This window comes from Nitrospira sp., from assembly GCA_016715825.1.
Lineage (GTDB): Bacteria > Nitrospirota > Nitrospiria > Nitrospirales > Nitrospiraceae > Nitrospira_D.
The window spans coordinates 1,061,710-1,079,920 of record JADJXO010000001.1 but is presented as its reverse complement, the minus strand read 5'-3'; the positions used below and the strand labels follow the sequence as shown (position 1 = coordinate 1,079,920).

Annotated in this window: 18 protein-coding genes; 14 read left to right on the top strand and 4 right to left on the bottom strand. The window is 56.5% G+C overall.

Annotation, left to right across the window (positions count from 1 at the left end; translation table 11 throughout):
• Nucleotide 1: 1 nt before the first annotated feature.
• Nucleotides 2–958, bottom strand: coding sequence for a D-glycerate dehydrogenase (locus IPM58_05200; GenBank protein ID MBK9306489.1), 957 nt, complete (start codon nucleotides 956–958; stop codon nucleotides 2–4).
• A gap of 91 nt (nucleotides 959–1,049) precedes the next feature.
• Here IPM58_05200 and IPM58_05195 point away from each other — a divergent pair, with 91 nt between their 5' ends.
• The 3 genes from IPM58_05195 to IPM58_05185 all read left to right on the top strand — a co-directional run bounded on the left by IPM58_05195 (nucleotide 1,050) and on the right by IPM58_05185 (nucleotide 5,671).
• Nucleotides 1,050–3,890, top strand: a complete 2,841-nt coding sequence (locus IPM58_05195; protein MBK9306488.1) for an FAD-binding oxidoreductase — start codon at nucleotides 1,050–1,052, stop codon at nucleotides 3,888–3,890.
• A gap of 81 nt (nucleotides 3,891–3,971) precedes the next feature.
• Complete coding sequence (locus IPM58_05190; GenBank protein ID MBK9306487.1) at nucleotides 3,972–4,250, top strand: MoaD/ThiS family protein; 279 nt, start codon at nucleotides 3,972–3,974, stop codon at nucleotides 4,248–4,250.
• Nucleotides 4,251–4,363: 113 nt separating this feature from the next.
• The gene (locus IPM58_05185) at nucleotides 4,364–5,671 is read left to right on the top strand and encodes a dicarboxylate/amino acid:cation symporter (GenBank protein MBK9306486.1); all 1,308 of its coding nucleotides are present in this window, start codon (nucleotides 4,364–4,366) and stop codon (nucleotides 5,669–5,671) included.
• Here the strand turns inward: IPM58_05185 and IPM58_05180 are convergent.
• Entirely contained in the window at nucleotides 5,650–6,039 is a 390-nt protein-coding gene (locus tag IPM58_05180; GenBank protein ID MBK9306485.1) for a PIN domain-containing protein, read from the bottom strand. The genes IPM58_05185 and IPM58_05180 overlap by 22 nt on opposite strands.
• On the bottom strand, nucleotides 6,026–6,265 hold the full coding sequence (locus IPM58_05175; protein MBK9306484.1) for a type II toxin-antitoxin system VapB family antitoxin: 240 nt from the start codon (nucleotides 6,263–6,265) through the stop codon (nucleotides 6,026–6,028). Before IPM58_05175 ends, IPM58_05180 begins: the two co-directional genes overlap by 14 nt.
• Before the next feature lie 290 nt (nucleotides 6,266–6,555).
• On the opposite strand from IPM58_05175, the gene IPM58_05170 reads away from it, so the two are divergent.
• The 10 genes from IPM58_05170 (at nucleotide 6,556) to IPM58_05125 (ending at nucleotide 16,303) form a co-directional block, all read left to right on the top strand.
• Nucleotides 6,556–6,768, top strand: a complete 213-nt coding sequence (locus IPM58_05170; protein MBK9306483.1) for a DUF2283 domain-containing protein — start codon at nucleotides 6,556–6,558, stop codon at nucleotides 6,766–6,768.
• 230 nt (nucleotides 6,769–6,998) lie between these two features.
• On the top strand, nucleotides 6,999–8,471 hold the full coding sequence (locus IPM58_05165) for an N-6 DNA methylase (protein MBK9306482.1): 1,473 nt from the start codon (nucleotides 6,999–7,001) through the stop codon (nucleotides 8,469–8,471).
• Entirely contained in the window at nucleotides 8,468–8,797 is a 330-nt protein-coding gene (locus IPM58_05160; protein MBK9306481.1) for a restriction endonuclease subunit S, read from the top strand. The genes IPM58_05165 and IPM58_05160 overlap by 4 nt, the downstream gene beginning before the upstream one ends.
• A gap of 4 nt (nucleotides 8,798–8,801) precedes the next feature.
• Nucleotides 8,802–9,599 (top strand): restriction endonuclease subunit S, encoded by a 798-nt coding sequence (locus tag IPM58_05155; GenBank protein MBK9306480.1) that lies wholly within the window; start codon nucleotides 8,802–8,804, stop codon nucleotides 9,597–9,599.
• 10 nt (nucleotides 9,600–9,609) lie between these two features.
• Nucleotides 9,610–10,635 (top strand): DNA-binding protein, encoded by a 1,026-nt coding sequence (locus IPM58_05150; GenBank protein MBK9306479.1) that lies wholly within the window; start codon nucleotides 9,610–9,612, stop codon nucleotides 10,633–10,635.
• Nucleotides 10,635–11,084, top strand: a complete 450-nt coding sequence (locus IPM58_05145; protein MBK9306478.1) for a Fic family protein — start codon at nucleotides 10,635–10,637, stop codon at nucleotides 11,082–11,084. Before IPM58_05150 ends, IPM58_05145 begins: the two co-directional genes overlap by 1 nt.
• Nucleotides 11,081–13,405 carry a DEAD/DEAH box helicase family protein gene (locus tag IPM58_05140; protein MBK9306477.1) on the top strand — a complete coding sequence of 775 codons (2,325 nt, stop codon included), beginning with the start codon at nucleotides 11,081–11,083 and terminating at the stop codon, nucleotides 13,403–13,405. The genes IPM58_05145 and IPM58_05140 overlap by 4 nt, the downstream gene beginning before the upstream one ends.
• 302 nt (nucleotides 13,406–13,707) lie before the next feature.
• The gene (locus IPM58_05135) at nucleotides 13,708–14,439 is read left to right on the top strand and encodes a queuosine precursor transporter (protein ID MBK9306476.1); all 732 of its coding nucleotides are present in this window, start codon (nucleotides 13,708–13,710) and stop codon (nucleotides 14,437–14,439) included.
• A 181-nt stretch (nucleotides 14,440–14,620) separates the two neighbouring features.
• A complete protein-coding gene (locus IPM58_05130; protein ID MBK9306475.1) occupies nucleotides 14,621–14,983 on the top strand; it encodes a hypothetical protein in 363 nt (120 codons plus the stop codon).
• 123 nt (nucleotides 14,984–15,106) lie between these two features.
• Nucleotides 15,107–16,303, top strand: coding sequence for a geranylgeranyl reductase family protein (locus tag IPM58_05125; GenBank protein MBK9306474.1), 1,197 nt, complete (start codon nucleotides 15,107–15,109; stop codon nucleotides 16,301–16,303).
• A 37-nt stretch (nucleotides 16,304–16,340) separates the two neighbouring features.
• Here the strand turns inward: IPM58_05125 and IPM58_05120 are convergent, their stop codons facing one another.
• On the bottom strand, nucleotides 16,341–17,024 hold the full coding sequence (locus tag IPM58_05120; GenBank protein ID MBK9306473.1) for a zinc metallopeptidase: 684 nt from the start codon (nucleotides 17,022–17,024) through the stop codon (nucleotides 16,341–16,343).
• Nucleotides 17,025–17,248: 224 nt separating this feature from the next.
• On the opposite strand from IPM58_05120, the gene lepB reads away from it, so the two are divergent.
• Complete coding sequence (lepB, locus tag IPM58_05115) at nucleotides 17,249–18,196, top strand: signal peptidase I (protein ID MBK9306472.1); 948 nt, start codon at nucleotides 17,249–17,251, stop codon at nucleotides 18,194–18,196.
• The last annotated feature ends 15 nt before the right edge of the window (nucleotides 18,197–18,211 follow it).

The window sequence follows — 18,211 nt, the reverse complement described above, 5'->3', positions numbered from 1 at the left end:
CTCAGATCACTCGATGTGGAACCGCTCGACCTTCCAATGCCGCAGCAATATTTTCGAGACAGATCAGCCCCATGTGGACACGTGTCTCGAGTGTGGCAGATCCGAGATGGGGAAGAAGGACCACATTCGACAGCGAGGACAGAGCAGGGGGGACGGCCGGTTCGTGCTCGTACACATCCAGCCCTGCACCGGCGATGGTTCCTGCTTCGAGCGCGGTGAGCAAGGCGGACTCATCGATGACCGGTCCTCGCGAGGTATTGATGAGAAAGGCCGTCGGCTTCATCAGAGCGAGCTCGCGTTGACTGATCAGATGCCGAGTGGTATCGGTGAGCGGAACATGAAGCGAAAGGTAATCGGAACGCGTCAGCACCGCATCCAGTGGCTGCCAGGTCCAGGAAAAACCAGGAGGGCTTGAAACGGCATGGCGCCCTGCATAGAGTACCGACATCCGGAAGCCGCTTGCTCGGTACGCTACAGCCTGGCCGATCCGTCCCATCCCGACAATGCCCAGCGTTTTTCCTGTAAGGTCCGTACCCAGCATTTGTGTCGGAGCCCATCCCGTCCAGCGGCCGGCTCGCACCAACGCGTCCCCTTCAGTCACGCGCCTCGCAACCGCCAGCAACAGCGCCCAGGTCAGGTCGGCGGTCGCATCGGTCAACACGTCTGGAGTATTGGTGACGATGATGCCACGTTGAGCCGCGGCAGACAGGTCGATGTTGTTGTAACCGACGGCGTAGTTGGCGACGATCTTCAGCTTGGTGGCCTGGGACAGGACCGAGGCGTCGATGCGGTCGGCTAGTGTGCAGATCACGGCGTCGGCTTGGGAAAACCCGTGTGCTAACTCGTGTACAGTCGTTGGTCGATCGGTTGAGTCGGCCAGCACTCGGTAGCGTTGAGGAATTGCGTCCATCACAGCTTGCGGCAACAGACGCGTGATAAATAACGATGGGCGATCCATAGCGTTCAGATGCATTGTAGGAGAACTCGGACTTCAGGTACAACGAGCGTGGGTAGGAATGGAATGTCTCGGTTAGGATAGGCAACGACCTATGGCGACCTCTGCATCACCCTTGATCCAACCGACAAAGAGTCGCGTCGTTCCGAAAGATCTTCGGGCTCTCTTGGGAGCTGAGAAGGTCTTGGACGATGTCCCTGCACTGACGGCCTATGCCGTGGATGCCAGCATCTACCGTATTCCGCCACAGGCCGTGGTATTGGTCGAGTCGGAGGATGATATTGCCGTGACGGTCGGCTATGCCGTGTCACGAGGTATTTCACTGACGCCGCGAGCCGCCGGGACGAATCTGACCGGTTCGGCGATCGGGTCCGGCATCATTCTCGATGTGTCACGGATGAATCGAATCCTCGAAGTGAATCAGGAGGAGCGTTGGGCTCGCGTTCAGCCTGGTATCGTGTTGGCGGAACTGAACAAACAACTCAGCTCGCGCGGGCTGTTATTCGGCCCCGATCCATCCAGCGGGGACATGTGCAAGTTGGGCGGCATGATCGCCAACAATTCCTCAGGCCCACATACCCTGCGGTACGGTTCCGTGAAAGACAATGTTCAGGGGCTTCGCCTCTGTCTGGCGTCTTCGTCCTGGATCGAAGCTCGGTCGTATGCGCTGAATGATCCGACGCTTGAACGGTTACTGACGTCCGTGCCGGCTCTCCGCGACGTTCTCGTATTGACCCAGGCCCATGCCGACCTCATTGCCGCTAAGCAACCGACGGTCAGTAAGAACAGCTGTGGGTACAATCTCTTCGGAGTTGCAGATGGGCTGACGCGAGGCTCTTTCGATCTCCCCAAGCTGTTTGTCGGCAGTGAAGGGACGCTGGGGATCATGAGTGAAGCCACGCTTACGCTGATGGAGAAGCCTTCGGCCACGCTGACCGCGTTGATTCATTTCCGAACACTCGAAGAGGTCGGCGAAGCAGTCCCTCGTCTCCTGACTCTTCAGCCAAGTGCCTTGGAAGTCATGGATGCCAACACACTCAACCTGATCGGGCGTGGACACCATGGCATTCCGGCTGATGCGGCGGCCACCTTGTTGGTTGAGTTGGATGCTGATTCCCTCGATGTCGACCTCCGTGAGAGGGCTGACTCAATGAGGGTGATCTGTCGATCGTATAACCTAGCGTCGGATATGACCGTTGCCTTCGACGCGGCGCAACGAGAACAGTTGTGGAAAGCGCGAAAGGCTCTCTATCCGACCCTGTATCGATTTGATCCAAGAAAGAAACCGATCAATTTCGTGGACGACGTGGTCGTACCAGCTGAACGCATCAGCGAGCTGATCCGCTACCTGGAGGAGTTCTTCGGGGGACAGCAGGTGCCTGTGGCCATCTTCGGCCATATCGGAAACGGGAATGCCCACATTGTGCCGCTATTGGACGTGAACGACTCGGGTGATTTTCAGAAGATGGTGCAGGCCTATCACGAGATCCATGCAACCGTGCTGAATCGGTTCGGCGGGTCGATTTGTGGGGAGCATGGCGATGGGCGCGTGCGAGCTGAGTTGGTCAAGACCATGTTCGGGGAAGAACTATACGACCTCTTTGTGCAGGTGAAGCATGCGTTCGATCCAGGCCATATCCTCAACCCCGGCATCAAGTTGAGCGAGACCCCGTTCACGGATCATATTGATTACACGCGCCTCTCGAAGTCCTGTGCCACATGCGCGAAATGCAACTCCGTGTGCCCGGTGTACGACGTGTTTCAATCCGAAGACATGAGTGCGCGTGGCTGGTTCGAGATCGTCACGGCCAAGGATTATAGCTATCTCAATTCCAAGCGGGTGGTGGAATCATGTCTGAACTGTAAATCGTGCCGCACCATCTGCCCCGCCGGTGTGGATGTGTCCGACCTAATTTTGCAGAAGCGGGCTGAGCATCCAAACCGGTTCGCAGGTTGGATCTTTCGGAGCCAGGCTCGCGGGACCACGTTTGAATCGTTCTTACGCTTCCTCGGACGCACACAACAGGTCTGGGATCGGCCGCTTGGCAGGAAATGGCTGGAGTGGATCACGGCCCCGCTCATGAAGGCACTGGCACCCACCGCCCGTTTGCCACATGATCTTGCGCTCCCCAAGTTGGCTCAACAGCATTTGCGTGAACGGTATGCCCATTTAATCCCAAGCGGAGCACATGCCGCACCGACGAGGACGGTGGCCTACTTCCACGGTTGTGCCGCCAACTATTTCGATGATGGCGTCGGCGATGCGGTGATCGAGGTGTTACAGAAACACGGCGTGGAACCGGATCTCCCTGCTCAGCGCTGTTCGGGCACGCCCATTCAAACCTATGGCCATGTCGATCTGGCGCGCGAAGGCGCGCGATTTAATCTGCAGTCGTTCGCGACCTATGAAACGATCGTGACCGGTTGTGCTTCCTGTACCCTCATGCTGAAGGATTATCCGACACTGTTTCAAGATGGGGAAGAGCGGCAGCAGGCCGAGGCATTGGCCAAAAAGGTGGTGCATATTTCTGAATTTGTCGCACGTGCCACCGAGCATCCACCGATGGCCAAGGCCCAGGGGCTGACCAAACGCGTCACCTACCATTCGTCCTGTCATCTCAGGGCGGCAGGCGTCACGAAAGAGCCACGACAAGTCCTCTCGTCCCTACCCGGGGTGAATTTTGTCGAGATGCAGGATGCCGACCGGTGCGCCGGAGGGGCAGGTACTTATGTCGTCAAGGACTATGACACGTCGCAGAAGATCTTTGATCGGAAAGCCCGTGCCGTCAGGCAGACCGGTGCGAACGTCGTTGCCACCAGTTGTCCAGCCTGCATGATTCAGCTCAAGAACGGATTACCGGACTCTGTCCAGGTGAAGCATGTTGCGCAACTCCTCCAAGACGCCTACCGGGCCGCAAGACAGGAACAGAGCTGAGTTCCCCGTACAACTCATGTATAGTGCCCCACTGGTTTCCCTGCGAGACAGGAACGGCTGAATAGAGAGGGTGAGGCTCACATGATATCCGTGCAGATTTTTGGCCAGACGTTACGCGCGGCCGTTGAAGAGAGTGAGTTTGAGGTGCCGATCAACGACCACACGACCGTGAAGCAGCTGATCGAGGCGAACTCGGCGCAGCTCGGGCCGTTACTTCAGTACATCAAGAGCCGAGAGGCACTGATCACGATCAACAAGAAGATCGGATCAGAGGATTCGGTCGTCAAAGACGGCGACATCCTGAAACTCTCCTTCCAATCCCGCACCTCGTACGACGGGAACAGAGATATTCCCGCCTAAACGCTCAGGACTCTGCACACATTTTCTATTTCGCAATCATGCCCGCGTTCGCCCGACGAACACATGGTGTCTAGGCGTGAAACCAGGTAAGCTCTCGACCCCCCACTCTGACGATGCATGATTCATCAGGCCGGAGCCCATTTCCACTGTATGCGCAGGTTCTCCTTGCGGTGTTATGCGGCGCGACGCTCGGCGTCCTGTTTGGCGAAGAGTCCTATCTAGGCGGCCTCCGTAACGAACAGCTGGGTCGGCTTGGTCTCTGGGTCGTATGGGTGCTCAAGACGCTGGCCGTCCCGCTGATCTTTGTGGCCATCCTCGATTCGTTGATCCGGACCTCTCTCCCGCTCGGTCAGGGAGCAAAGCTGCTCGCCATTTGCCTTGTGAACGTCATGGTGGCCATGATCATCGGCCTCACCGTCATGAATCTCTGGCAGCCGGGGAAGTCATGGCAGTGCCATGTCGAGAACTTGCTCCAGGTCGTGCCGGGAACGAACCTTAAACCGGTCGGGACCGCATCCGAACATCCGCTCAAAGATCTGTTGTTGTATATTCCCCGAACGATCGCCGATCCGTTTGGGAACAATAACATCATCGGTGTCGTTCTCGTGGCGCTGGCGCTTGGTCTGGCGTTGCGTTGGGCGAGGAAGAAGAGCGGTCAAGCCGGCGGCGTGCTCGATCACGTGGCTTGGACTATTGAGCGCCTCTATGGCTGGCTCGTGACGGTTCTCTGGTGGGTGATTCTAGTCGTGCCGTTCGCCGTGTTCGGGGTCGTGGCGAACGTCGTCGGCCGGTCGGGGATCGAGGTCTTCTCCGTGCTCTGGATTTTCCTTGCAGCCATGCTGCTCGGCCTTGCCGTGCATGCGTTGCTCTACTATCCGCTCGTCGCCTGGTGGGTGGGAAAGAAACCGCCGAGCGTCTATATGGGGCAGGGTGCCGACGCGATCATGACGGCGTTGTCGTGCAATAGCAGCCTAGCGACCGTGCCGATCACCCTCCGCTGTCTCGAACGTATGCGCGTCTCGTCACAGTCAGCTCGCCTTGCCGCCTGTGTCGGGACCAATCTCAACAACGACGGCATCACCCTCTATGAAGCAATGGCGGCGCTGTTCCTCGCCCATGCCCTCGGGTACGATTTGCCGATGTCGAAGCAGATCCTGATCGTCGTGGCATCCATCATTGCGGGCGCCGGCGTGGCGGGCATTCCGGAAGCGGGAATGATCGTGCTGCCGCTCGTCCTGGCCGCGGCCGGTCTTCCGGAGCATGTGATTCTTGCCGCCATTCCTCTCATCATGACGGTGGACTGGATCATCGCCCGCGCCCGCTCCGGCGTGAACGTCATGAGCGACATGCTCGTGGCGATTCTGCTGGACGCGGGGAAGAGGGCAACAGTGACGAAAGCTCAGGCTGAAGAGGGAATGTAAAGAGATAGGCCTGGAATCTTTTTGAAATGAGCATCCAAACTGTACACACGGCAGCCATGCTCGATGGCTAATGTTGCGATCAGGAGATCTGAAAGCGGGAGGGTCATTCCTTTGCGAAGGAGCGATGCCGATAGATCACCGGTGCGCATCCAGGTTGTAGTGCTCACTTCGCGATAGGGTAAGGCTGATAAGGCATCTGAAAGTGTCTCCCGTTCCGAGGGGGTCCGGCAACCCTGGAGCAACTCAGCCAACACCACTCCGACGAGCATCACCTCGTCGGCATCGATAAGCAGGTCCAGGGCAGCCTTTTCGTCGGAGTCCGGGCGGTTGAAAAAAGGAATCCAGACAGATGTATCAGCGATGACCATGCCGTCGGCGTTTCAGCGAAGATTGGTGCTTGAGTTCGGCCTTTTCAAGACGCTTCCAGTCCAGATCCAGATGGATGGTGCCGCTCAACGACTTGAGCTGATCCAACTTTTTGCGTCGAATCAATTCTTCGGCGGCCAGGTGAATGGCGTCAGTCTTTGTTTTGGCGGCGGTGACGTCCATCAGCTGCCGAATGAGCTTTTCATCGAGATCTAATGTGGTGCGCATACACATCCCTCTTTGATATGCGTACATCGTATGCATAGCACATGCATAAGTCAATCGTTCCGAGGAAGATACACGAGCGCACGAGCTAGTTGAGCGGCAGCATGAACTGTTACTACTCACAATTTCCTTGCCCCCTCGGCCTCAGCACTCAGTCCTCAGCACTTCTTTCCAAGGTGCGTGATTTCTTAGAGGGAAAGGGGTAAGCTTCGGGCCACCCCACGCCGGTTGTTGATGATGGCTTTGTGGTGACGGCCTAATCTGACAGATCAGCTGAAATCAGGAGCGCGCATATGGCCGAAAAAGTAACAATCCGGTTTGACCCGGAAGCTGATTATCTGGAAGTCCAGTTTCGGGAAGCGCCCGGCTTCATGCGGCCCACTGCCCACGATGCCGTGATGGAGCGTGTGGATGAACAGGGCCATGTCCTCGGCTTCAGCGTGCTCGGCGTCAGCCGCTTCCCGAAGGACCATCCATTGGAAGCCGAACTTGCTGTTGGGCAATAAGTCTAGTACTCAATTGCCCGACTAGCAGGTTCACAATCCCTCTCAAACTTCTTGTTCCCACGGTCCACCGTCCTTCTTTCAACTCGCGCCATGTCGTCTTGCCTCAGGTCAGGCGAATCGCCTCGGGACCTATTCAGTCACCTTAGACCTCAAACTCTGCTATTTCTCACCCAAGGCAAGATGATTTCTTAGAGGAAAGGGTAAGCTTCCGGCGGCCTAAATTCCTACAGCTGCCTGACACCCTTCACTCATGGAACGTCAGCTTTAGAAACATCGACGACGTGCTCCGGAAGGAAGCCGGTTGTACGACGGAGCTGGACTATACCGAGCAGACCTCTTGGCTCTTGTTCCTGAAATATCTCGACGCGCTGGAGCAGGACAAGGCGGACGAAGCCAGGCTGGAGGGGAAGCGCTACAGTTTCATCCTCGATAAGCCCTACCGATGGGAGAGCTGGGCGGCGCCGAAGAGCAAGGGTGGGAAGCCTGACCACAACGCGGCTAACACAGGTCCCGACCTCACCGAGTTCGTCAACCTGAAGCTCTTTCCCTACCTGCATGGCTTCAAGCAGAAGGCCAGCGGGCCGAACACCATCGAGTACAAGATCGGCGAAATCTTCGGCGAGATCAAAAACAAGATCCAGAGCGGCTACAACCTGCGCGAGATCATCGACCACATCGACGAACTGCGCTTCCGCTCGCAGAAAGAGAAGCACGAACTCTCGCACCTCTACGAAGCGAAGATCAAGAATATGGGCAACGCAGGGCGCAACGGTGGCGAGTACTACACGCCGCGTCCGCTCATCCGCGCCATGGTGCAGGTGGTGAAGCCCAAGATCGGCGACCGTATCTATGACGGTGCCTGTGGTTCGGCAGGGTTCTTGTGCGAAGCATTCGTCTATCTGACCGCCAAGGGCGATCTGTCAACGAAGGATCTTAAGACGCTGCAAGAGAGGACGTTCTACGGGAAGGAAAAGAAGTCCCTCGCCTACGTGATTGCGATCATGAACATGATCCTGCACGGCATTGAGGCGCCGAACATCATCCACACCAACACGCTCACGGAAAACCTGGCCGACATTCAGGAGAAAGACCGGTATGAGGTCGTCCTGGCCAATCCGCCCTTCGGCGGCAAAGAGCGGAAGGAAGTGCAGCAGAACTTTCCCATCCGCACCGGCGAGACGGCCTTTCTGTTCTTACAGCATTTCATCAAGATGCTCAGGGCAGGCGGTCGCGGCGGCGTGGTCATCAAGAACACGTTCCTCTCCAACACCGACAATGCCTCTGTGAGCTTGCGCAAGCTGCTCCTGGAAAGCTGTAATCTCTACACGGTCTTGGATTGCCCCGGCGGTACGTTCCAGGGGGCTGGCGTGAAGACCGTCGTCCTGTTCTTCGAGAAAGGCGCTCCCACCAGAAAGATTTGGTACTACCTGCTCGATCCAGGCCGCAGCCTCGGGAAGACCAATCCGCTCAATGATGATGACCTGAAAGAGTTCGTGAAACTGCAGAAGACCTTTGCCGACTCGCCCAAGTCGTGGACTGTGGATGCCAAGAGCGTCGACCAGGAGACTTTCGAATTGTCGGTGAAGAATCCCAACGGCGGTGAGGTAGTGGCGCACCGTAGCCCGCAAGAGATTATGGACGAGATTGCCTCGCTGGATGCAGAGAGCGCAGAAGTGCTGAGGAAAATTAAGGCGCTTCTATGAAACAAGATTGGCAGACAAGACATCTTGGTGAGTTGTGCCGGATTCGGACGGGCAAGAAAGATGTAAATCAAGGCAATCCAGACGGTGAGTTCCCGTTTTTTACCTGTGCTGCCAAGCACACATTTAGCGATAGCTTCTCGTTTGATACCGAAGCATTGTTGATCGCTGGTAACGGGGACGTGGGAAATGTGAGTTACTACAAGGGCAAGTTTGAGGCCTATCAACGCACCTATGTACTCTCGGACTTTAAGCAAGTGTTACCAAGGTTCTTGTATCTCATCCTTGAAGGCAAACTGAAGGAGACTGTTTCGGCAGAAACTCGGTAACACGATGCCATATATCAAAGTCGGCATGTTGACCGAATTTCGACTACCTGTTCCCCCGCTCTCCGAACAGCACCGCATCGTCGGCATCCTCGACGAAGCATTTGATGGCCTCGCCCGCGCCACAGCCAACGCTGAACAGAACCTCCGCAACGCCCGCGCCCTCTTCGAAAGCCACCTCCAATCCGTCTTCAGTCAGGGCGGCGAGGGGTGGGGAAAGAAACGACTAGACCAAGTATGCAGTTTTAGCAGTGGCGGTACTCCGTGCAAAAGCAAACGCAGCTATTGGAGTGGCAAGATACCTTGGATTTCTGGACGTGATATGAAATCAACCCAACTATCCGATTCGCTGTTGCACATTTCAAGATCCGCAGTTGACGAGTCCTCAACACGCATGGCGCCAGCAGGAACGCTCCTAATTCTTGTTCGCGGTATGGGGCTGGCACATGGCGCCCAAATTGCCGAGTTACTGGTTCCCTGTGCATTCAATCAAGACATTAGAGCAATCCATCCTGAGTCAGACCTGATCCCTCGGTATCTCCTTTTCGCACTACGTGACCGAATCAATTCAAGCGACAACGTCTTGAGTAGTGCGGCCCACGGAACACTCAAGATAGACTCAGATGAACTAAAGAGTGTGATGATCCCTGTTCCTTCACGCGGTCACCAACAAAGAGTTGTGACAACGATCGATTCCCTTTCAGAAGAAACCCAACGCCTCGAATCCATCTACCAGCAAAAGCTCGCCGCGCTGGACGAGTTGAAGAAATCGTTGCTGCATCAGGCGTTCACTGGAGAACTGTAGGAATCATCCTATGAACAAAGACCTCACCAATTCGGCGGTGGATCGGCAGAATATCCTGAACAATCCCTATGCCCTCGCTGAAATTGAGAAGGCGGCGGGCCTCCGTGGTATCCCGTTCGAGGGGAAGACGGTCGTCCTCAAAGAACAAGTGGCGGCGTTTTTCGAGGTGACGCTCCGCACTGTGGAAAATTACTTGGAGCAGAATGCCGAAGAACTGGCCCGAAACGGGTATGAGGTGGTGACGGGCAACCGACTGAAATCATTGAAAATATCTATTCAGGAGATGGGTGATCCCGAAACACATTTCGGGATCACCACAAAGACGGTCCGGCTTGGAGTGCTTGATTTTCGAGCTTTTCTGAATCTCGCCATGCTCATGACAGAGTCCGAACGGGCAGGACTGTTGCGCAAGGCCATTCTGGACATCGTCATCGACACGATCAACCGGCGTACCGGCGGCGGGACAAAGTACATCAATCAGCGAGACGAAGATTTCATCCAATCTGCGTTTATTGAGGAGAACTATCGCAAACAATTCACGGACGCGCTGAAGGATTGCGTAGACATGGGGAATTTCAAGTATGCGCTCTACACGGACAAGATTTACGTGAGCATCTTCCGTGAGAAGGCGCAGGTCTATCGCCGGGTGCTGCGTCTGGACAAACGCGCCAATGTCCGTGACACCTTTTATTCGGAGGTGCTGGATGTCATCGCATCGTACGAAGCTGGCTTCGCAGATGTGTTGGTACAAGATTTTACAGCCAAGGGGCGCAAGCTCACTTCCTGGGAAGTGGATGCCTTATTTCTGGCATTTGAAAAACAAGCGCATTGGAAACCGTTGGTTGAGAAGGCGCGCAACAAAATGGCCAGCCGCGATCTGGCGTTCCGCGACGCCCTGCACCTTCAGCTTCAGGAGTATGTCACTCCGCTCCAGCGTGATGAGTTTGAGCGGTTTCTTGGTGAGAAGAGCAAGGAATTGGCCGAGCGTCTGGAAGAGGCGAAGGACGTGATGAAGCGTCTTAAAGAACGAGAATAATGGCCTGGGTGTATGTAACTGTCGAGCAAGCGATTGAGATTCACGGAAAAACCGTGGAAGTCAGCGGCGGCGGATCGTTAGGTCAACTGGATATCGGCAAGTTGGATGCTGTGCTACAGCACATCCAGAATGATGACTACTATCCGACGTTCGATGCCAAGCTCACGCATTTATTTTTCTGTGCCTGCAAGTTTCATTGTTTTGAGGATGGCAACAAACGCATCGCCATTACCCTTTGCGCCCAGATGCTCCTCTTGAACGGGTATCTGCGCAGTATCAATGCCTTCATTCGGGAGTCAGAAAATATCAGCTACCATGTAGCTGCCGGCAATATCTCCAAGGAATTGCTTGGAGAATGGATGGATGCTGTGCTCAGCGGCACTGAAGACAGTGAAGCGTTGAAGTTGAAAATTTTCCACGCCATCAGTGGTGGGAACGACACGCTATGAACGAAGCCGAAACCAGAGCCGAGCACATCGATCCCGCTCTCAAGGCGGCTGGTTGGGGTGTCGTCGAGGGCAGCCGCATTCTCCGTGAATATCCCATCACACTCGGTCGCATAGAGGGCTTGGGACGGCGCGCGAAGCCGCTCATCGCCGATTATGTACTTGTCTATCGCAACCACAAGCTGGCGGTCATTGAAGCCAAGGCCTGGGATGAAGAACTCACCGAAGGGGTTGGGCAGGCCAAGGACTATGCGGGGAAGCTGGCCGTCCGCTTTACCTACTCGACCAACGGTCAGGGCATCTACGCCATCGATATGGAGACCGGCACGGAGGGTGAGGTGCCGCACTATCCCGGTCCGGAAGAACTCTGGAGCCTGACCTTCGCCAAACAGGACGCCTGGCGGGATCGATTCTCTGCGGTTCCGTTCGAGGATAAAGGCGGGTCGCATCCCAGCCGCTACTATCAGGACATTGCGGTTGAGCGCGTGATGCAGGCCATGGCTGATGGCAAGCCGCGCATTTTACTCACACTGGCCACCGGCACCGGCAAGACCTTCATCGCCTTTCAAATCGCTTGGAAGCTCTTTCACAGCCGCTGGAACTTGAGTCGGGAGCCCACACGGCGTCCGCGCATTCTGTTCCTGGCCGACCGGAATATTCTGGCGAATCAGGCCTACAACGCTTTCTCTGCTTTTCCGGAGGACGCGCTGGTGCGGATTGAGCCGGAGGATATCCGGAAGAAGGGGAAAGTCCCGAAGAACGGCAGTCTGTTCTTCACTATCTTCCAGACTTTCATGAGCGGTCCAGGCGAGACACCCTATTTCGGCGACTATCCGCCGAACTTCTTTGATTTCATCGTCATCGACGAATGCCATCGCGGCGGGGCCAACGACGAGAGCAACTGGCGCGGCATCCTGGAATACTTCGCGCCCGCCGTGCAGCTCGGCCTGACCGCCACGCCCAAACGCAAAGACAACGTGGATACCTATGCCTATTTCGGCGAGCCGGTTTATGTTTACTCCCTCAAGGACGGCATCAACGACGGCTTCTTGACGCCCTTCAAGGTGAAGCAGATCTCCACAACGCTTGATGAGTACGTCTACACGCCGGACGATACGCTCGTGGAAGGGGAGATCGAGGCGAAGAAGCGCTACCAGGAGAGCGACTTCAACAAGATTATCGAGATCAAGGAGCGCGAGAAGAAGCGTGTTGAGATCTTCATGGGGCAGATCAACCAACAGGAGAAGACGCTGGTCTTTTGCGCCACGCAGGATCACGCCCTGGCCGTGCGCGACCTCATCAATCAGATGAAGACGAGCACGGATCCCAACTACTGCCAGCGGGTGACGGCGAACGATGGCGAACTCGGCGAACAGCATCTCCGCGACTTTCAGGACAACGAAAAGACCATCCCGACGATCCTGACCACCTCTCAAAAGCTCTCGACCGGGGTCGATGCTCGCAACATTCGGAACATCGTGCTGATGCGGCCGATTAACTCCATGATCGAGTTCAAGCAGATCATCGGGCGAGGGACGCGGCTCTACGACGGGAAGGATTATTTCACGATCTACGATTTCGTGAAGGTGCATCATCACTTCAGTGATCCTGAGTGGGATGGGGAACCGATCGAGCCGGAACCAAGGCGGGAAGGTAAGACGATTCCTCCAGTACCTCCAGTGGCCGATAGAGTGCGTGAAGAGCCTGTCGAATATGTGAAGAGAAAGCGCATCAAGGTGAAGCTGGCAGACGGGAAAGCCCGCACTATCCAACACATGATGGTGACGACCTTCTGGCATCCCGATGGTACACCGATGTCGGCACAGCAATTCCTTGAACTGCTCTTCGGCAAGCTGCCGGAGTTTTTCCACGATGAGGCGGAACTTCGCGCCATCTGGAGTGTGCCGGAGACCAGGGCCCGGCTGTTACAAGGGCTGGCCGAGAAGGGATTCGGTGCCGAGCAGATGGCAGAGATGCAACGCATCATCGATGCGGAAAACAGCGACCTGTTCGATGTGCTGGCGCATGTGGCCTATGCGATGGTCCCGCTCACACGAGAAGAGCGGGCTGCTAGAGCCAGGGTGGAGATCAGCGCTCACTTTAACGGCAAGCAGCAGGCCTTTTTGGATTTCGTCCTTGCCCAATATGTGAAAGTCGGCGTGGAGGAATTGGCGCAAGACAAGCTGTCACCGTTACTGAAGCTCAGATATCACAATGCCATTGCCGATGCCGTGGCCGACCTTGGTGAGCCGGAGGAAATCAGCACGGTCTTCGTTGGGTTTCAGAAGTATTTGTATCAACCGCACATACAAAGCGGCCTGTGAACAATCCTCGAATGATTGGACATCCTGAAGAAGCAAAGGGGTTGTCTGTCGTTTTAGGGCAGGATTGATTCGTCCGGCTCGTGAAACACGTCCACTCCGTCATCCCTGCCGCGGGTCTATGACCTCTATGAGCTTGTCGCAAGGGCTAAGACGGCTGGTGAACTTGCCGGCTGTGTGCTGCGCGTGCGTCCATGCCTTGCTAGTGTTGGTCTGACGTAGATGGCTAGTTGCTGTAAAACCATGTCGACTTCACACTACTTTAGAGCAAATGCATCGAAGACTGAGAGGAACCTGGTCCACAGATGACCGTCCCCGCCGAATCGCGCGAGCCTGAACTCGTCTCGAATCCCCGTCACTATCGCTACTACGACCTCGTCATGGCGGGCTTCGTGACGGTGCTGCTCTGCTCGAACCTGATCGGGCCGGGCAAGACCTGTATCCTCTTCGGGCTGACCTTCGGCGCCGGGAATCTCTTCTTCCCGATTTCCTACATCTTTGGTGACGTGCTGACCGAGGTCTATGGCTACGCGCGCACGCGTAAAGTCATCTGGGCGGGTTTCAGCGCGATGATCTTTGCGACGATCATGGGACTCGTCGTCATCCACATGCCGGGGGATCCGGACGAGCCCTTCAATGCCGAGCTCCAACCTGCTTTGGAACTTGTCTTCGGAAGCACGGGGCGGATCGTCGCCGCGTCGATCGTCGCCTACTGGTGCGGCGACTTCGTGAATAGCTACGTCATGGCGAAGATGAAGGTCTGGACCGAGGGGCGTCATCTCTGGACCCGTACGATCGGTTCGACGGCGGTCGGCCAGCTCGTCGACAGTGCTCTGTTCTATCCGATTGCCTTCATCGGGACCTGGCAGCCCGGAACCATGCTGAAGGTCATCGCCTTCAACTGGGCGTTCAAGGTCTTCATCGAGATCCTCTTCACGCCGGTGACCTACGCGATCGTCGGGTGGTTGAAGCGCCAGGAGCACGAGGACTGGTACGACAGGCACACGGACTTCACGCCGTTCTCGTTAAAAGACTGAGCCGTCGCCTCTGCCGTCGTTCTGTGGGAGAGACAAGGGGGCGTGCTGCGGGTCAGCATGGTACAATGAGTCAAACGAAAGAGAGTAAATGCTATCCGGCGGCCTCTCGTTGAAGGAGAGGTTCTCTGAGGGTGGAAGCAATTCCTTTTGAGAAAGGAGCCTATCTATGATGCGATATACGATGCCACGAGTTGCCACACTCAGCGCACTGTTTATCCTCATCACGGCGACCGTGTTGCCGTTGCAACCAGTATTCGGCGAAGGCGGAGCACGGCGGGATGTGGTGCGCTTGGAGCAGCAGCACCGGCAGGATGCGCTCAAGCTGGCCAAGGAAGCGGTAGGCCATGGCAAACAGGGGCATGCCGGCGCGCTTCTGACCAGTGCGGAAGCTGCGCTGGAGTACGCCATGAAGGCGGGCAAGACGTCGCATGTGGACGAGGGGATTGCAGAGCTGAACCAGGCCATTGAGCATGGGAAAGCGGGTCATGCCGACGTGGCGACGAAACATGCCGAACTCGCGGTCACGCACCTCTCGGCGATGTAGCTAGGGACTGTGGGAGAATTGCAGGAGACGAGTGGGCTGTCACGATCCGAGTGACTCGCCGGGCTTCCGAAATGGAGGGAAGGCGTCGCTGCCGGTGTCGTTCTGCGTTTCGACTTCTCCATCATGTGGGCCATGTCCTCCTCCTATGACGTCATTGTGGTCGGCAGTGGGCCGGCGGGATCGACCGCTGCGTGGCAACTGGCGAGAGCAGGGGTGGCGGTCGCCGTGCTCGAGAAGGCTGCGCTGCCGCGGTACAAGACCTGTGGCGGTGGAATCATTGGGCGTGCCGTACATGCCTTGCCGCTGGATGTGCGTCATGTCGTGGCACAAGCCTGTCATACTGCGCAGCTCAACGTTCTCCCCGAAGGATTATCCTTCACAACTCATCGATCAACGCCCATCGTCTCTATGACGATGCGCGATCAGTTTGATTTTGCCCTGCTCTCAGCTGCACAAACGGCCGGAGCTACTGTGCATCAGCGCTGTGCTGTCGCAGACATCTCGCACCGCGGCGACGAGGTTACGGTTACTACCAATGTTGGCACGATGAAGGCCAAGTTTGTCATCGCGGCTGATGGGGCACTCAGCACGGTGGCTCGTAAAATGGGGATGGTCGACGGGCGGGTCCTGATTCCGGCGCTTGAGTATGAGGTACTACTCCCACCGGACCAGTTGGACAAGTTTCATGGTGTGGCGCGATTTGATTTCGGTGTGCTTCCCCATGGGTATGCCTGGGCATTTCCCAAGAACAAGCAGCTGTCGGTTGGCGTGCTGTCGACGGTGCAACGGGGACGTGACCTGAAACACACAATGGGACGGTACCTTGAGCGACTTGGTTGTAGTTCGGCGACTCAGGTCCAACGACACGGGTTTGTCATTCCGGTCCGACCGCGAACGGGACCTTTTGTTGAGAAGCGAGTGCTCTTGGTCGGCGATGCTGCGGGATTTGCCGATCCCGTGACCGGGGAAGGTATTTCGTTTGCCGTTCGCAGCGGTCTGATGGCGGCGCATTCCTTGATCGACGGACGTTTTGAAGAAGAGGACGTACGATATACGTATACACAGTCGTTAACTGAGACGATCCTTCCCGAGCTGCAAAAGGGCAGGCAGCTGGCTAAGCTTCTCTATGACTTTCCTCGCCTCAGATCGTGGGCCTTCTCATGGCAGGGGCAGCGGCTCTGTGAAGCGGTGACGGACGTGATGGCCGGAACACGACAGTATCAAGAGCTCACGTGCACGCCTCGAACCGTGCTCCGCCTTCTGATGCCTCGAACGTGGAAGCGCTCGGCATACGAGCCCGCACGTGACGGAGATGCCTAGGCAGGATCGAAGACGGCATCCGGAGAGGATCTCGCGATTATCTCCGGAGGAAGGCGATCCAGCGCCAGAGGTTCAGTAGGCTGGCGAGAGAGGCTGCGACATAAGTCAAGGCGGCAGCGGTGAGGATACTGCGAGCCCCTTGCTCATCTTCGGGCGATAGGTACTGCCCTTGTCGGAGGACGGGAAGTGCGCGTCTGAAGCTGGCATCCCACTCGACCGGAAGCGTGATGAAGTGGACGAGCGTGGAAATCCCCATCGTCGCTAACCCGGCGACCATAACCAGAACGCCCGCCGCGGGAGTCTTGGCTAAGCCTACCGCGATCGGAACTCCCATCATCAAATACACACCAATCTTCTCCGCGCCCTGGGCGACCCGCACCAGCTTTGTGCGCTCGGCAAGCGGTTGGTACCCCAGGTGGTCTTGAATAGCATGTCCGACCTCGTGGGCGGCAACCGTAATGGCCGTGAGTGATTTCCCGTCGAAGATGGCCGGCGTCAGGCGGACCGCTTTGATGACCGGATCGTAATGGTCGCCGGTCTCGGTGGGTTCGACCTTCACATGCTCCATGTCGAATCGATTGAGCAGGTGTCGCGCCAGTTCTCCTCCGGTGCCCGGATAGTCAGGACGGGGCGCACTATATTTAGCAAAGACCCGCCGTGTCCAGAGTTGCGGTCCAAAAATGACGAGGCCGATCATGAGTAATAGTAGGACAAGACGCATGGTATTCCCTGGTTCTCTTAGTATACAGGGGGCCATGCCATTTCTGCGAACTGTTCCGAGGTCGGATCTGTGCGATCGGTCGAAACCTCGAGGTCTTTCCCATCCAGGCCGGGTACGATATCCTAGGCAGACCTAAGAACGGAGGGTCTTGATTGAACGGCAACATGCTCCCATCTGAATCACGCCTTCTCAGTCGATTGGTACATGGTGCAGCGATGTGCCTCGTGGTTGCTAGTGTTGGGCTGTGGGGTGGCTGTCGCAGTGCCCCGGTGACGATTCCCGACCGTGACCAAGAACCGAGGAGCGTTTTCCAACAACTGGCAGACTTAGAGGTATCTTCCAACCGACTCTTTCAGGCGGTTGTGGAGCAGGCTGATGTAGTGGGATATAGCTCTCAACTTGAGATGCAGTCCGATCTTGCCAGTCCGCTTCAGCCGGATGACTTCACACGCATCAAACAGTCCTTTGAGGGATCACTTAAAGTCATGCTGTTCGATCTGGCTCCCGCCAACTTTTGGGAACAGCATCTCGCCGAACACTATACCGGAACCCTCTCTCTCGATGAGGCGCAAGCGCTTGTCGATGACTATGAACATCAGGTGCTGAACTCCTCGTCACGCGTGCAAGGTCTCCGACAGAGTTTTGTGACCGATCGCCTCCCCAATCTCTTGCCGGCAGTACGTGCACGATCGCAGTCGTTTGAAATCTCCAATGTGACGATGGTTCCGACACTTTTGCCTGGTGATCAGGTCATTCTCAATCGGTCTGCCTATCAGGCGGTCACTCCTCAGCGGGGAGACGTCATTCTGTATCGCTATCCGGACGAGGAGGGGAAGCTCTTTGTCCATCGAGTCGTCGGTCTGCCAGGTGATCAGATTGAGATTCGTCGGCAGCAGCTGTTGGTGAACGGTAACCTCGCATCGGAACCGTATGTGCAGCACAGTGACCCGCCGATGGAAAGAGGGAATGTTCGGGACCATCTCGGTCCAATGGTCGTTCCTCCGGATGCCTACTTCCTGTTAGGGGACAATCGAGAGGAAAGCGTGGATAGCCGCTTCCTCGGAACCATTAGCACGGCCTCCATTCTAGGGCAGATCGTATTTCTCTACTGGTCGGTTGACCCAAACACCCGGTCACCTCGTTGGGAACGGTTGAATCAGCCGGTGCAGTAACGCGAGGCTTCCACA

What these genes read in the sequence shown, in the direction of transcription:
- IPM58_05155 (MBK9306480.1), top strand. Translation starts at nt 8,802, where the DNA reads ATGCCATATATCAAAGTCGGCATGTTGACCGAATTTCGACTACCTGTT.
- IPM58_05150 (MBK9306479.1), top strand. Translation starts at nt 9,610, where the DNA reads ATGAACAAAGACCTCACCAATTCGGCGGTGGATCGGCAGAATATCCTG.
- IPM58_05135 (MBK9306476.1), top strand. Translation starts at nt 13,708, where the DNA reads ATGACCGTCCCCGCCGAATCGCGCGAGCCTGAACTCGTCTCGAATCCC.
- IPM58_05175 (MBK9306484.1), bottom strand. Translation starts at nt 6,265, where the DNA reads ATGCGCACCACATTAGATCTCGATGAAAAGCTCATTCGGCAGCTGATG.
- IPM58_05185 (MBK9306486.1), top strand. Translation starts at nt 4,364, where the DNA reads ATGCATGATTCATCAGGCCGGAGCCCATTTCCACTGTATGCGCAGGTT.
- IPM58_05125 (MBK9306474.1), top strand. Translation starts at nt 15,107, where the DNA reads ATGTGGGCCATGTCCTCCTCCTATGACGTCATTGTGGTCGGCAGTGGG.
- IPM58_05180 (MBK9306485.1), bottom strand. Translation starts at nt 6,039, where the DNA reads ATGGTCATCGCTGATACATCTGTCTGGATTCCTTTTTTCAACCGCCCG.
- IPM58_05145 (MBK9306478.1), top strand. Translation starts at nt 10,635, where the DNA reads ATGGCCTGGGTGTATGTAACTGTCGAGCAAGCGATTGAGATTCACGGA.
- IPM58_05140 (MBK9306477.1), top strand. Translation starts at nt 11,081, where the DNA reads ATGAACGAAGCCGAAACCAGAGCCGAGCACATCGATCCCGCTCTCAAG.
- IPM58_05200 (MBK9306489.1), bottom strand. Translation starts at nt 958, where the DNA reads ATGGATCGCCCATCGTTATTTATCACGCGTCTGTTGCCGCAAGCTGTG.
- IPM58_05170 (MBK9306483.1), top strand. Translation starts at nt 6,556, where the DNA reads ATGGCCGAAAAAGTAACAATCCGGTTTGACCCGGAAGCTGATTATCTG.
- IPM58_05160 (MBK9306481.1), top strand. Translation starts at nt 8,468, where the DNA reads ATGAAACAAGATTGGCAGACAAGACATCTTGGTGAGTTGTGCCGGATT.
- IPM58_05195 (MBK9306488.1), top strand. Translation starts at nt 1,050, where the DNA reads ATGGCGACCTCTGCATCACCCTTGATCCAACCGACAAAGAGTCGCGTC.
- IPM58_05190 (MBK9306487.1), top strand. Translation starts at nt 3,972, where the DNA reads ATGATATCCGTGCAGATTTTTGGCCAGACGTTACGCGCGGCCGTTGAA.
- IPM58_05120 (MBK9306473.1), bottom strand. Translation starts at nt 17,024, where the DNA reads ATGCGTCTTGTCCTACTATTACTCATGATCGGCCTCGTCATTTTTGGA.
- IPM58_05130 (MBK9306475.1), top strand. Translation starts at nt 14,621, where the DNA reads ATGCCACGAGTTGCCACACTCAGCGCACTGTTTATCCTCATCACGGCG.